The organism is Isoptericola variabilis (assembly GCF_050311655.1).
Classification (GTDB): domain Bacteria; phylum Actinomycetota; class Actinomycetes; order Actinomycetales; family Cellulomonadaceae; genus Isoptericola; species Isoptericola variabilis.
The window spans coordinates 1-13553 of record NZ_JBNOZM010000005.1 but is presented as its reverse complement, the minus strand read 5'-3'; the positions used below and the strand labels follow the sequence as shown (position 1 = coordinate 13553).

At 72.5% G+C, this 13553-nt stretch carries 13 protein-coding genes, 1 pseudogene and 2 riboswitches; of the genes and pseudogenes, 7 read left to right on the top strand and 7 right to left on the bottom strand.

Annotation, left to right across the window (positions count from 1 at the left end; translation table 11 throughout):
• Window positions 1-14 precede the first annotated feature (14 nt).
• From ACQP60_RS12245 to ACQP60_RS12235, 3 genes are all read left to right on the top strand, one after another.
• Window positions 15-1046 (top strand): ATP-binding cassette domain-containing protein, encoded by a 1032-nt coding sequence (locus tag ACQP60_RS12245; protein ID WP_429733605.1) that lies wholly within the window; start codon window positions 15-17, stop codon window positions 1044-1046.
• Complete coding sequence (locus ACQP60_RS12240; protein WP_429732778.1) at window positions 1043-1879, top strand: ABC transporter permease; 837 nt, start codon at window positions 1043-1045, stop codon at window positions 1877-1879. Before ACQP60_RS12245 ends, ACQP60_RS12240 begins: the two co-directional genes overlap by 4 nt.
• A gap of 127 nt (window positions 1880-2006) precedes the next feature.
• Complete coding sequence (locus ACQP60_RS12235) at window positions 2007-2909, top strand: endonuclease domain-containing protein (protein WP_429732774.1); 903 nt, start codon at window positions 2007-2009, stop codon at window positions 2907-2909.
• A gap of 56 nt (window positions 2910-2965) precedes the next feature.
• Here ACQP60_RS12235 and ACQP60_RS12230 read toward each other — a convergent pair whose 3' ends face one another.
• The 4 genes from ACQP60_RS12230 to ACQP60_RS12215 all read right to left on the bottom strand — a co-directional run bounded on the left by ACQP60_RS12230 (window position 2966) and on the right by ACQP60_RS12215 (window position 7107).
• Entirely contained in the window at window positions 2966-3931 is a 966-nt protein-coding gene (locus tag ACQP60_RS12230) for a universal stress protein (RefSeq protein ID WP_429732771.1), read from the bottom strand.
• Window positions 3932-4102: 171 nt separating this feature from the next.
• Window positions 4103-4912 (bottom strand): C40 family peptidase, encoded by an 810-nt coding sequence (locus tag ACQP60_RS12225; protein ID WP_429732768.1) that lies wholly within the window; start codon window positions 4910-4912, stop codon window positions 4103-4105.
• Window positions 4913-5099, bottom strand: a riboswitch (cyclic di-AMP (ydaO/yuaA leader). It lies immediately after the preceding gene.
• Between the two features lie 191 nt (window positions 5100-5290).
• Complete coding sequence (locus tag ACQP60_RS12220) at window positions 5291-6076, bottom strand: C40 family peptidase (RefSeq protein WP_429732766.1); 786 nt, start codon at window positions 6074-6076, stop codon at window positions 5291-5293.
• Window positions 6077-6079: 3 nt separating this feature from the next.
• A riboswitch (cyclic di-AMP (ydaO/yuaA leader) is annotated at window positions 6080-6257 on the bottom strand.
• Between the two features lie 130 nt (window positions 6258-6387).
• On the bottom strand, window positions 6388-7107 hold the full coding sequence (locus ACQP60_RS12215; RefSeq protein WP_429732763.1) for an iron-dependent transcriptional repressor DtxR: 720 nt from the start codon (window positions 7105-7107) through the stop codon (window positions 6388-6390).
• Window positions 7108-7252: 145 nt separating this feature from the next.
• On the opposite strand from ACQP60_RS12215, the gene serC reads away from it, so the two are divergent.
• Window positions 7253-8437 carry a phosphoserine transaminase gene (gene serC / locus ACQP60_RS12210; RefSeq protein WP_429732760.1) on the top strand — a complete coding sequence of 395 codons (1185 nt, stop codon included), beginning with the start codon at window positions 7253-7255 and terminating at the stop codon, window positions 8435-8437.
• A 140-nt stretch (window positions 8438-8577) separates the two neighbouring features.
• Window positions 8578-9399: an MHYT domain-containing protein gene (locus ACQP60_RS12205; RefSeq protein ID WP_429732757.1), complete on the top strand. Its 822-nt coding sequence runs from the start codon at window positions 8578-8580 to the stop codon at window positions 9397-9399.
• Window positions 9400-9445: 46 nt separating this feature from the next.
• On the opposite strand, the gene ACQP60_RS12200 is transcribed toward ACQP60_RS12205, so the two are convergent.
• Window positions 9446-10792 carry an MFS transporter gene (locus ACQP60_RS12200; RefSeq protein WP_429732755.1) on the bottom strand — a complete coding sequence of 449 codons (1347 nt, stop codon included), beginning with the start codon at window positions 10790-10792 and terminating at the stop codon, window positions 9446-9448.
• Between the two features lie 197 nt (window positions 10793-10989).
• On the opposite strand from ACQP60_RS12200, the gene rfbA reads away from it, so the two are divergent.
• On the top strand, window positions 10990-11853 hold the full coding sequence (gene rfbA, locus ACQP60_RS12195; RefSeq protein WP_429732752.1) for a glucose-1-phosphate thymidylyltransferase RfbA: 864 nt from the start codon (window positions 10990-10992) through the stop codon (window positions 11851-11853).
• 1 nt (window position 11854) lies between these two features.
• Here rfbA and rfbD read toward each other — a convergent pair whose 3' ends face one another.
• A complete protein-coding gene (gene rfbD / locus ACQP60_RS12190) occupies window positions 11855-12751 on the bottom strand; it encodes a dTDP-4-dehydrorhamnose reductase (RefSeq protein ID WP_429732749.1) in 897 nt (298 codons plus the stop codon).
• Window positions 12752-12805: 54 nt separating this feature from the next.
• Between rfbD and ACQP60_RS12185 the strand changes: the two genes are divergently transcribed.
• Window positions 12806-13423 (top strand): dTDP-4-dehydrorhamnose 3,5-epimerase family protein, encoded by a 618-nt coding sequence (locus tag ACQP60_RS12185; RefSeq protein WP_429732746.1) that lies wholly within the window; start codon window positions 12806-12808, stop codon window positions 13421-13423.
• 10 nt (window positions 13424-13433) lie between these two features.
• On the opposite strand, the pseudogene ACQP60_RS12180 reads toward ACQP60_RS12185, so the two are convergent.
• Window positions 13434-13553, bottom strand: a pseudogene (locus tag ACQP60_RS12180) (dTDP-glucose 4,6-dehydratase); the annotation flags it as partial.

Genomic DNA, 13553 nt, shown 5'->3' with positions numbered 1-13553 from the left:
TCCCGGGAGCTCCCATGTCCGCGTCCGACCCCGGCCCACCGCGCGACGACCTCGCCGTCGACGCCCACGGGCTCGTCAAGCACTTCACCACCCGCAAGCAGGTCACCAAGGCCGTGGACGGCGTCGACCTGCAGATCCCGACCGGCAGCGTCTTCGGCCTGCTCGGTCCGAACGGCGCCGGCAAGACCACCGTCGTGCGCATGCTCGCCACGCTGCTGCGCCCCGACGCCGGCACCGCCCGCGTGCTGGGCCACGACGTCGTGACCGACGCGGACGCCGTCCGCTCCGCCGTCGGGCTCACGGGTCAGTACGCGTCCGTCGACGAGGACCTGACCGGCACCGAGAACCTGCTCATGCTGGCCCGGCTCTACGGGTTCACCGGGGCGGCGGCGCGACGCCGCGTCGAGGGCCTCCTCGACGCCTTCAGCCTGTCGGACGCCGGGCCGCGGCAGGTCAAGACGTACTCGGGCGGCATGCGACGGCGCATCGACCTGGCCGCCTCGCTGGTGCTGGCCCCGCGCGTGCTGTTCCTCGACGAGCCGACCACCGGGCTCGACCCCCGCAGCCGCAACCAGGTGTGGGACATCGTGCGCGTGCTCGTCGCCGACGGCGCCACCGTGCTCCTCACCACCCAGTACCTCGAGGAGGCCGACCAGCTCGCCGACCGCATCGCCGTCATCGACCACGGCACGGTCATCGCGGAGGGCACGTCGACCGAGCTCAAGCGTTCCGTGGGCCAGGGGGCGGTGTCGCTCCGGCTGGCCGACGCCGGCCAGCGGTCCGCCGCGGCGAGCGTCGTCGAGAAGGTGCTGGGCACCGAGCCCACGCTGCCCACCGACCCGTACGCCCTGTCGGCCCGCGTCCCGGACGACGGCGCCGACTCCGTGGCGCAGCTGCTGCCCGCGCTCGGGGAGGCGGGCATCGCCGTGCCGGAGTTCACGCTCGGCCAGCCGAGCCTCGACGAGGTGTTCCTGACCCTGACGGGCAAACCGCTGCCGGCCGACGACGAGGCCGAGCCCGCCGACGCCCAGGAGGTGTCCCGATGACCGCGTCCGCAGAGCCCGCCGAGATCACGACCACGACGTTGCGCCAGGCCGTGGCGCTCACGGAGCCGCCCGCACGGCCGTCTGCGCTCTCGATGACCCTGACCTTCGGGTGGCGCGCCCTGCTGAAGATCAAGCACGTGCCCGAGCAGCTGTTCGACGTGCTCGTGTCCCCCGTGATCTTCACGCTGATGTTCACCTACCTGTTCGGCGGCGCGCTCGCCGGGTCCACGTCGGCGTACATCCAGTTCCTGCTGCCCGGCATCCTGGTGCAGACCATCGTCATCGTCACCGTGTACACGGGCTACACGCTCAACACGGACATCACGAAGGGCGTCTTCGACCGGTTCCGGTCGCTGCCCATCTGGCGCCCGGCGCCCATCGTCGGCGCCCTGCTGGGCGATACCGTGCGCTACTCCATCGCGTCGGTGATGACGATCGGCCTCGGACTGATCCTCGGGTTCCGCCCCGACGGCGGGGTCGTCGGCGTCGTGCTCGGCGTCCTGCTGCTACTCGTCTTCGCCTTCTCGCTGAGCTGGATCTTCACCATCCTGGGCCTGCTGCTGCGGACGCCGAACGCCGTGATGGGCGTGTCGATGATGGTGCTGATGCCGCTGACGTTCGCGTCGAACATTTTCGTGGACCCGGCCACCATGCCGACCGCCCTGCAGCGGTTCGTCGAGATCAACCCGGTGTCGCACCTCGTCACCGCCGTCCGCGGCCTGATGGCCGGCACCCCCGACGGCGGCGAGATCGTCTGGGTGCTCGTCGCCTCCGTCGTCCTCACCGCCGTCCTCGGGCCCATCACCATGCGCCTGTACCGCACCCGCCACTGACCGCCTACCTGTTGTGGGCAGGCGTTTGGCCCTGTTTCGGTCGCGAAACAGGGCCGAACGCCCGCTCACAACGGAAGCCTGTGGATGACGCGTACCGAACTCCGACTCCTCCCGCCACGCTGTGACGATGGATGATCTGGTCGGTGACAGCCCGTCCCCGTTCACCGTGGCCGACGGGCTCCGAACGGGCCTCAGCCGCAAGCAGCTCCGTGCCGGACGGCGGTGGGACGCGCCGTTCACCGGGGTGCGACTCCCCGCTAGCTCCGCCACGGACCTGCACGACCGGTGCCGGGCCCTGAGGCTCATGCTCGACGACGACGTCGCGTTCAGCCACACAACCGCCCTCGACCTGCTCCGCGTCGAGCGCCCGTGGACCCACGCGGACGACACCCGCCTGCACGTGGTCACCATGCGCAGCGGGGACCGGGCCGAACGCCCCGGCGTCGTCGCGCACTGGACCCGGCAGCCGTTCCTCGACACCGTGGAGATCGACGGGCTCCTGGTGACGTCGCCCGCACAGACGTTCACTCACGTCGCCTGCGAGCTCCGCCTGCCGGACGACGTGGTCGTCCTCGGCGACGCGATGATGCGTCGCAAGCACCGGCTGACGTCGCCCGCCGAGCTGCTCGACATCAGCGCGCGGACGCACAAGGTCAAAGGCATCGTCCAGGTCCGGGACGCGATCCCCCGGATGCGGCCGAACACCGATTCGTCGACCGAGACACGCACGAGGCTGCTCCTCGTGGACGCGGGCCTCCCGTGCCCCCGCGTGAACGAGGTCGTGCTGGGACCCGACGGGAGCTACGTCAAGCGGGTCGACCTGCTCTACCGGGAACAGAAGGTCGCGATCGAGTACGACGGTGACCACCACCGCACGGATCGCGAGCAGTGGCAGGAGGACATCAGACGCCGCCGCCTCCTCGAGGCGCTCGGCTGGACCGTCATCGTCGTCGTCGCGGAGGACCTCCGCCGACCTGAGCAGCTCGTCGCCCGGGTCCGCAGCGCCCTGCGCGCCGCGTCGCGAGTGTGAGCGGGCGTTTGGCCCCGATTCGGTCACGAATCGGGGCCAAACGCCCGCTCACAGCGTCAGGCGGCGGAGGCGGAGTCGGTACCGTCCTCGCTGAGCTCCTCGTCGCACTTGCGCGTCACGACCAGCACCGGGCAGGCGGAGTGGTGCAGCACCGCCTGGCTGGTGGACCCGAGCAGCAGGCCGCGGAAGCCGCCGCGGCCGCGGGAGCCGACGACGACGAGATCGGCCCCGGTGGAGAACTCCGTGAGCAGCTCGGCGCCCGTGCCGTCGAGCACGTGCCGCTTGATCGTCATGCCCGGGTTCGCGGCCTGGGCGCGGTCGACGGTGACGTCCAGGCCGGCCTTCACGTCCGCCAGCACGGTCTCGTGGTCGATCTGCGACGGCAGCCACGCCAGGATCCCCGCCCCGCCGCCCAGCGGCACCCCGGCGACGGCCACGAGCTCGGCGTCCCAGGCCTTCGCCTGCGCCACGGCGTGCTTCAGCGCGACCTCGGCGGACGGCGAGCCGTCGACGCCCACGACGATGCGGCGCACCTCGTGCACGGCGTCCCCGTCGCGCCGCTCGGCGTCGTCCGTGCCGCCGTCGGCGCCGCGGTAGGGCACCACCACCGTGGGGCAGTGGGCGTGCGCGGGCAGGGCCGACGAGACGGTACCGAGGAGCCGCTCGGTGAAGCCGCCCTTGCCCCGGGTCCCCACGACGGCGAGCGCGTGCTCGCGCGACATCTCGACGAGCACCCCGGCCGCGTCCCCCGTCGCGACCGTGCCCGTGACGGCGACGCCGCTGGCGGCGACCCGCTCCTCGGCCTCGGCGAGGACCGCCTTGGCACCCTCCTGGATCGCGGTGTCGTCCAGCGCGGCGTACCCGCCGTCCAGGGACGCGGCCGTGAACGACGGCAACGAGTAGGAACACACGACGTGCAGCCCCCACCCCACACGCCGCGCGTACGCGGCGGCCCAGTCGAGGGCGTGCAGGCTGGCTGCAGACCCGTCGACACCTACCAGGACGACCTCAGGCCGTGTCATCTCGCGCCTCCTGTCCGCTGGCGAGGAGCCCGCCCTCGTCGTCGAGGGCGCCTGGTTCAAGCCTAGCGAAAGGACGGCGCAAGGCATAGCAAAGCCGGGCTGAGGCACGTCGACCCCCGTGCCCGAAGGCACGGGGGTCGACGACGGTGATCGGCCGGGCGGCCGCCGGGATCAGAAGACCCGCAGAGCGATGGCCTCCGACGGCGACTGCCACATCTTGTGGTAGCCCGTCTCCCAGTTGATCGGGCGGGAGGCCTCGACGACCATCCCGTCGCCCGCGTAGATGCCGATGTGGCCCGGGCTCCAGATGAGGTCGCCCGGCTGCAGGTCCGAGAACGGGATCTGCTTGCCGGCGTAGCGCTGGTCCGACGAGGTACGGGGCAGGTCGATGCCGAGCTGGCCGTAGACGTAGGACGTGAGACCCGAGCAGTCGAAACCGGACGGGCTGGCGCCACCGACGACGTAGGGCGTGCCGACGTAGCGCATCGCGATCGAGACGGCCTGCTGGCCGAGCGACGAGCTGGACGACGTCTCGGCCGCCGGCGCCTCGGTGCGCTCGGAGGAGCGGGACGCCGTGTCGGTGGAGCGCTCGGTGCTCTCCTCCTCGACGACGGGCTCCGGCTCCGGCTCGGGCTCGGGGGCCGGGGTGATCTCCGACTTGGAGATCGCCTTCTTGCTGATGGTCTCGATGTCGACCTTCGCCTTGGCCTCGACCGTGACGACCGGGGCCGCCTCGAGGGCCTCGCGAGCCTGGTCGCTCAGGGCGCCCAGGTCGACGGTGCTGAGCTTCTTCGCCGAGTCGGAATCGACCGGGGCCGCCTGCGCGGCACTGGCGCTGGCGAAGGTCGAGACGAGCAGGCCACCGGCTGCGGCGGCGACGACGGCCCGACGACCGGTCACCGAGGAGCCGACGCTCTGGACCAGCCCGCCGAGCGGACGGCGCGCGGCGCGGTGCCGGGCGCGCGTGGTACGTGCGTTCACGTGTTCCCTCTCCTGTCGCCTACGAGGTCAGCTGTCGGGTTCGGGTGGGAGAAACACCCGGCCGCACGGACCAGGTCCGTGCGACTTCACCCCAAGGACGCCATGGATCGGCGCCCAAAATTGGGTCCCCCGCCCCTGCGTGCGGTCAAGGTCCCCGACCGGCTGCAGGGCTCGGCGTTCCGGTCGAGACCCGGCGGATCACCCGCCGAGTGGTTGACACCGTAGCGGACGCGCGAGGCGATGTCACGTTTCGATCACAGCGCCTGTGGACGGCGGCCTCGGGCCACGCGTCCGCCCAGGTCGAACCGGTTACCCGTGCACGACGGAGCCCCGCCGTGCACGTGGCACGACGGGGCTCCGCGAACGCGGCGGACCGACTCAGCCGACGCGGATGAAGGTGGGGTTCGACTGCCAGATCGACCGGTACTTGACGACGTCGCCCGGCTTCGGGGCGTCGATCTGCATGCCGCCACCGGCGTAGATCGCGACGTGGCCCGGGGTCCAGATGAGGTCGCCCGGCTGCGCCTCGGACGCCGAGACGACGGTGCCGGCGTAACGCTGCGCGGACGACGTGCGCGGCAGGCTGATGCCGACCTGCGCGTACACGTACTGGGTCAGGCCGGAGCAGTCGAAGCCGGACGGGCTGCTGCCGCCGGAGACGTACGGGACGCCCACGTAGCGCATCGCGATGGAGACGATCGACGAGCCGTTCGCGGACGCCGGGGCCTCGACGGCCTCGCGCTCCTCCGAGCGGGACGCCGACTCGGTCGAGCGCGTCGCGTCGTCGGAGGACGAGTCGGCGGCGACCTCCTCGACGACGGGCTCCGGCTCGGGCGCCGGGGTGATCTCGGCCTTGGCCGCGATCTTCTTGGAGACCTGCTCGACGTCGACCTTGGCCTTGGCGTCGATGGTGACGACCGGCGCGGCCTCGAGGGCCTCGCGCGCCTGGTCGGTCAGCGCGCCCAGGTCGACCGTGCTGAGCTTCTTGGCGGCGTCGGTGTCGACCGGGGCGGCCTGCGCGGCGCTGGCGCTGGCGAAGGTCGAGACCAGGAGACCACCGGCGGCGGCGGCCACGGCCACACGGCGGCCGGCGGTGCCGGACGGGGCGAGGGCGATCGGACGACGGGCGGCGCGGTGCCGGCCGTGGTTCGTGCGTGCGCTCACGTGTCTACCTCTCCTGTCGCCTGCGAGGTCAGCTGTCGGGTTCGGGTGGGAGAAACACCCGGCCGTCCGTTCCCGTGACCGGGCCCGTCCGGCTTCACCCCGAGGACGTCGTCACCGACGCCCGAAGTGGGTCCCCCGCTCCTGCCGTGCGGATGTCCGTGGAGCTCGGCCGGTGGCAGGGTTCGGCGTCCGGTCGAGCGCCCGCAGGATGAACTCCGGCGAGCGCCCCGACCGTACCGGACAACCCCGGGCGATGTCACGCTGCGGTCACGATGTGGCGTGCCGCCCCGGTGCGGGAGCCGGACCGCAGGTCAGCGGCTCGCGACGAACAGGTGCCTGGCCAGCTCCTCGGGCAGGTCGAGCACGATGCCGGACCCCTCGACCTCCACGGCGACGTCCTCGCCGGCGGTGCGCGCGGTGATCTGCGCTCCCGGCATGAGGCCGGACTCGGCCAGGCGGGCCAGCAGCTCGATGTCGACCTGGAGGGGCTCGGCGATCCGCTGGAGCACCAGGTCGACGCCGTCACCGTCGGCCAGGCCGGTGGCCCGGCGCGCCTCCAGCACGCCCGGCAGGGACTGCACGCCCTCCAGGAAGGGCACGTCCTGGTACTGCTCCCCCAGCTCCGACAGCCCCGGGATCGGGTTGCCGTACGGGTCGGCGTGGGGGTGGTCGAGCAGGGTGACGAGGCGCTTCTCGACGAGGTCGCTCATCACGTGCTCCCACCGGCACGCCTCGGTGTGCACGTGCTCCCAGTCGAGCTTGATGACGTCGGTGAGGAGTCGCTCGGCGAGGCGGTGCTTGCGCATCACGCGGGTCGCCTTGGCCTGGCCGGCCTCGGTGAGCTCCAGGTGCCGGTCCCCGGTCACGACGACGAGGCCGTCGCGCTCCATGCGCGCCACCGTCTGCGACACCGTCGGCCCGGAGTGCCCCAGGCGCTCCGCGATGCGGGCGCGGAGCGGCGGGATGCCCTCCTCACCGAGCTCGTAGATCGTCTTGAGGTACATCTCGGTGGTGTCGATCAGGTCGGTCACGTCCACTCCCGTCGTTCGGCGCGGCCTAGTCTATTCGCACGCGTGGGCGCAGGCGGGGTCGCGCGGCGCCGTCGTGCGCGCTCCCGGCGAGACATCCTGCCCTGCCCCACCGACGACCGCTCCCCTGCCCGGAACCGGAGACACCATGCCCGTCGCGTCGAGCCACCCGCGCCCTTCGAGCCACCCGACCGTGGTCATCCCCGCGTCGCTCCTGCCGAGCGACGGCCGGTTCGGCTCCGGCCCGTCGAAGGTGCGCGCCGCCCAGGTCTCCGCGCTGGCCGTGGCGGGGGACCCGGCGTCCCCGGTGCTGGGGACGTCGCACCGGCAGCCCCCGGTGAAGGACCTGGTCCGTCGGGTCCGCGGGGGCCTCGGCGAGCTGTTCGCCCTGCCCGACGGGTACGAGGTGGCCCTCGGGAACGGCGGCTCGTCGGCGTTCTGGGACGTCGCCGCCGCGTGCCTCGTGGAGCGACGCGCGCAGCACGCCGTGTTCGGGGAGTTCGGCGGCAAGTTCGCCGCGGCGACGACGCGCGCGCCCTTCCTCGCCGACCCGGACGTCGTGTCGGCGGAGCCCGGCACCGTGGCGCACCTCACGCCGGTCGACGGCGTGGACGTGTACGCGACGCCGCACAACGAGACCTCGACGGGCGCGATGGCGCCCGTGCGCCAGGTGCCCGGCGCGCGCGCCGACGGGGCCCTGCTGCTCGTCGACGCCACGTCGGGCGCGGGCGCGCTGCCCGTCGACGTCGCCGACACCGACGTCTACTACTTCGGCCCGCAGAAGGTCTTCGCGGCCGACGGCGGCCTGTGGCTCGCCGTCTGCTCCCCCGCCGCGGTGGAGCGGGCCGAGCGCGTCGAGGCGACGGCCGGCACGACCACCGGCCGGTGGGTGCCGGAGTTCCTCTCCCTGACCACCGCGCTCGCCAACTCGCGCCTCGACCAGACGCTGAACACGCCCGCCGTCGCGACGCTGGTGCTGCTCGCCGAGCAGGTCGAGTGGCTGCTGGAGCAGGGCGGCCTCGCGTGGTCGAGCGCGCGCACCGCGGAGTCCGCCGGGGTGCTCTACGACTGGGCCGGCGCCCGTGACTGGGCGACGCCGTTCGTCGCCGACCCCGCCGAGCGGTCCACCGTCGTGGCGACGATCGACCTGGACGACGCGATCGACGCCTCCGCCGTCGTCCGCGTGCTGCGGGAGAACGGCGTCGTGGACGTCTTCCCGTACCGCAAGCTGGGCCGCAACCAGCTTCGCGTGGGCGTCTTCCCCGCCGTCGAGCCCGACGACGTGCGCGCCCTCACGGCGTGCGTCGACCACGTGGTGGCGCACCTCGGCTGACCCGTCCGGCGAAGGACCCGCCCGCAGCGCCGAGCATCGTCCCAGTTCAGCGGGCATTTTTCACCCGCCAGGTCACGGGCTGATAACGTGCCGCCTCGTCACAGACGGGCGATGTTGCCGGGAGGCCCCGCATGCCGGAGATGCACCATTTCACCTACGGGCTGATCACCCCCCTGCTCGCGTACGTCGCGTCGTGCCTCGGGGCGGCGACCGGCCTGTCGGCCACCTCGCGCGCCCGCGCGGCGACGGACACGAAGACCCGCGCGGCCTGGCTGCTGGTGGCCTCCGTCGCCATCGGCGGCACGGGCGTGTGGGTGATGCACTTCATCGCCATGCTCGGCTTCACGGTCACCGGCATGCCGATCAACTACGACGTGCCGCAGACGATCCTCAGCGCCCTCGTGGCCGTGGTCGTCGTCGCGCTCGGGCTGTTCCTCGTCGGCTTCGCGGGCGACCGCCCGCTGTGGCTGGTCTCGGGCGGCGTGGTCGCCGGGCTGGGCGTCGCGGCGATGCACTACATGGGCATCGGCGCGATGCGCATGACGGGCCACATGGAGTTCTCCCTGCCCGTCGTCGGCCTCTCCGTGCTCATCGCGATCGTCGCGGCGACGGCGGCCCTCTGGCTCAGCGTGAACGTGCGCGGCCGCGCCGCGACCCTCGGCGCCGCCCTCATCATGGGCGTCGCGGTCAGCGGCATGCACTACACCGGCATGGCCGCGCTGACCATCACCGGCACGCCGGGGGTGCCGACGACCGGCACCACCGCCATCGACCTGCTCGGCCCGCTCATCCTGGGGATCGCGGCGCTCACCGTCGCGCTCATCTTCGTCGTCCTGATGTGGCCGAACGAGGAGGAGATGCGCGACCAGCAGGAGTTCGAGGCGCGGATGCGACGCCGCCAGGACGGGATCACCCCGCCGGCGCGCGCGTCCCGGCGGGAGCCGGCCGCGCACCGGCACTGAGCCCGGTCTGGCGGCGTCCGGCTCTCCTCCGTCGGGCCCGACGCCGTCAGGCCGTCGTCGGCACCCGCTCGGCGTCGGCGCGGCTCAGCTCGCGTCGCACGCCGTCGCGCGTGGTGACGCCCTCCACCACCTCGCGGTCGAGGTAGACGACCTCGAGGTGCGGGCGGGACAGCACCCGGTAGCGCACCCGCAGGTGCCAGCGCCGCACCGCCCAGACGGTCGCGCCGGCGGCGACGAGGAACGTGGCGATCGAGCCCACGAGGATCGACCAGCGCGGGCCCCACGCCTCGCCGATCCAGCCCACGATCGGCGACCCGATCGGCGTCGCGCCCTGGAAGATCATCACGTAGAGCGCCATGACCCGGCCGCGCATCACGGGGTCGGTCGAGACCTGGAGCGCGCTGTTGGCCGCCGTCATCATCGTGAGCGACGCGAGCCCCACGGGGATGCACGCCAGCACGAACGACGAGTAGGTGGGCATGAGGCCCAGCACCGCCGTCGTGACCGCGAAGGCGAAGGCCGAGCCGATCACCAACCGCACGCGGGGCCGGTCGCGGCGGGCGGCGAGCAGCGCCCCGGCGAGGGAGCCGATCGCCAGCACCGAGCCGAGGATGCCGTACTCGCTCGCCCCGCGGCCGAACTCGACGCGCGCCATGAGCGCCGAGGTGAGCTGGAAGTTCAGGCCGAACGTCGAGACGACGAACATCACGACCATGATCACGACGATGTCGGAGCGCCGGCGCACGTAGCGCACGCCCTCGCGGATCTGCCCCTTGGCGCGAGGCGCGGCCGGCTGCGGCCGCAGCTCCCGGACCCGCATGAGGGCCAGCGCCGCGATCGTCGCGCCGAACGTGACGCCGTTGATCATGAACACCCAGCCCGCGCCCACGGCGGCGATGAGCAGCCCGGCGACGCCCGGCCCGATGAGGCGCGCGGCGTTGAACGACGCGCTGTTCAGCCCGACGGCGTTGGGCAGCTTGTCCGCCGGCACCATGTCGGCGACGAAGGTCTGGCGCGCGGGGTTGTCCAGCGCGGACACGACGCCGAGCAGCAGCGCGAAGACGTAGACGTGCCACAGCTCCGCCTGCCCGGACAGCACCAGGGCGCCGAGGGCGAGGGCCAGCACGCCCATCCCGCCCTGGGTGGCCATGAGGAGACGACGGCGAGGCAGCCGGTCGGCGAGCACGCCCGCCCACGGTGACAGCAGCAGGAACGGCACGAACTGGAGGGCCGTGGTGAGGCCGACGGCGATACCGGAGTCGTCGCTGAGGTCGGTGAGGACGATCCAGTCCTGGGCGATGCGCTGCATCCACGTGCCGACGTTGGCGACGAGGGCGGCCGCGAACCAGATGCGGTAGTTCGTGTACTTGAGGGAGGAGAAGGTGGCGCTCATCGGTCGAGCTCCCCGGCTTGTTCGTCGCTCGCGGGGGCCACGGATCTCCTTCTCCTCGGGGTGTCGTCGACCGTAGCAACAGGCTATCGAATCGTTCTATTCCCCGCCCGTGGAGTGACCTGGCCCACCCGTGTCGCGGAGTCTCCAGTACCGTGTGCACCGCGGGGTAAGACCGAACCGGCGGAGGACTGGCAACGATGCGTGGAATCATCCTGGCCGGTGGGAGCGGTACCCGGCTGCACCCGATCACTCTCGGGGTGAGCAAGCAGCTGGTGCCGGTGTACGACAAGCCGATGATCTACTACCCGCTCTCGACGCTGCTGCTGGCGGGGATCCGGGACGTGCTGGTGATCACGACGCCGCACGACGCGGAGCAGTTCCGGCGGTTGTTGGGCGACGGGTCGCAGTTCGGGATCTCGATCAGCTACGCGGTGCAGCAGGTACCCAACGGGCTGGCGCAGGCGTTCGTGCTCGGCGAGGACTTCCTCGGGTCGGACGCGGCGGCCCTGGTGCTGGGCGACAACATCTTCTACGGGCAAGGGCTGGGCGACCAGCTGCAGAAGTACACGACCCTCGACGGCGGGGCCGTGTTCGCCTACCGGGTCGCCGACCCCACCGCCTACGGGGTGGTCGAGTTCGACGCCGCCGGCCGCGCGATCTCCTTGGAGGAAAAGCCCGCCCGGCCGAAGTCGAGCTACGCCGTGCCCGGCCTGTACTTCTACGACAACGACGTCGTCGAGATCGCGAAGAACCTGCAACCCTCGGCCCGCGGGGAGTACGAGATCACCGACGTCAACCGCGCCTACCTCGAGCGCGGCGACCTGCACGTGGAGGTCCTGCCCCGCGGCACCGCCTGGCTCGACACCGGCACGTTCGACTCGCTGCTGGAGGCGTCCGACTTCGTCCGCACCATCGAGAGCCGCCAGGGGCTCAAGGTCGGCGCGCCCGAAGAGGTCGCCTGGCGGCGCGGGTTCCTGACCGACGACGACCTGCGCACCCGCGCGGAGAAGCTCACCAAGTCCGGGTACGGCACCTACCTGCTCGGCCTGCTCGACCAGTAGCTCAGGCCAGCACCTCGGCCGCGGCGACGTCCCAGCGCTCCGCCCAGTCGCCGATGGGCGCGACGACGGCCGCGTGCAGGGCGTCGTGGCCGAGCACCGAGTAGGCCGGTCGCGGGGCGGGGCGCACGAACGCGTCACTCGTGGTGGGCTCCAGCGGCGTGTCCAGCCCTGCGGAGGCGAGGACGCGGCGGGTGAACCCGAACCACGACGTCTGCCCCGAGGCGGTGCCGTGATACGTGCCCGCCGGGGCGCCCGCCTCGACCAACCTGACGATGAGGTCGGCCAGGTCGCGCGTCCAGGTGGGCTGCCCGACCTGGTCGTCCACCACCGCGAGCCGGTCCTTCTCGGCTCCGAGGCGCGCCATCGTCTTCGGGAAGCAGCCGCCGTGCGCCCCGTACAGCCACGCCGTGCGCACGATCAGGTGGTCCGGCGCCTGCGCGCGCACGGCCCACTCCCCCGCCGCCTTCGTGCGCCCGTACGCGGACACCGGCGCCAGCGGTGCGTCCTCCGCGTAGGGCGCGGTCGCGGCGCCGTCGAACACGTAGTCCGTGGACACCTGTACCAGACGCGCACCCGTCGCGTGCGCGGCCCGGGCCAGGTTCGCCGCCCCCGTCGCGTTGACACGGAACGCGTCACCCTCGTGAGCCTCGGCGTCGTCCACCGCCGTCCACGCCGCGCAGTTGACCACCACGTCGAACCCCCGCACCGCAGCCAGGACGGCGTCCGCCTCCGTGACGTCCAGGTCCGCCCGACCCACGCCCACCACCTCGACAGACGAGCTGGTCGCATCGTCGCGGAGGCGGGCCATCAGGTCGGTGCCCAGCATCCCGGCCGCGCCGACGACCAGCCAGCGGCGGGGAGCGGGGGTGGTGAGCGGTGCGGGCGTCGTCTCGGTCACCGTAGGATCCTACGGGCCCGCGACCAGGCCCAGCCGAACCATCGAGGAGTCCCCGTGCAGATCCGCGAGCTGACCGTCCCCGGCGCCTACGAGATCACCCCGAAGCAGCACGGCGACCCCCGCGGCGTCTTCCTCGAGTGGTTCAAGGCCGGCCCGTTCACCGAGGCGGTCGGCCATCCCCTGGACCTGCAGCAGGCCAACGCGTCGGTGTCCGCGGCCGGCGTGCTGCGCGGCATCCACTTCGCCGACGTCCCGCCCGGCCAGGCCAAGTACGTCACCTGCGCCAAGGGCGCCGTCCTCGACGTCGTCGTCGACATCCGCGTCGGGTCGCCGACGTTCGGCCAGTGGGACTCCGTCCTGCTCGACGACGTCGACCGCCGCGCCATCTACCTCGGCGAAGGCCTCGGCCACGCGTTCATGTCCCTGGAGGACGACTCCACCGTGCTCTACCTGTGCTCCGCCGGGTACAACCCCGGCCACGAGCACGGGATCCACCCCCTGGACCCCGAGGTCGGCATCACCTGGCCCACCACCGCCCGCGACGGGTCGCCCCTGACCCCGCAGCTGTCCGACAAGGACACCGCCGCCCCCAGCCTCACCGAGGCCAAGAACCAGGACCTGCTGCCCACCCACGTCGCCGTCCAGGACTACCTCGCGTCACTGCGCGGCTGACACCGCGCCCCTACTGGCCGGTGCGGGCGTACTTCGCCTCGACGGCGGCCTTGGCCGGGCGCCACCAGTCCTCGTTCTCCCGATACCACTCGACCGTCGCGGCCAACCCCGACCGGAAGTCCGTGAACGC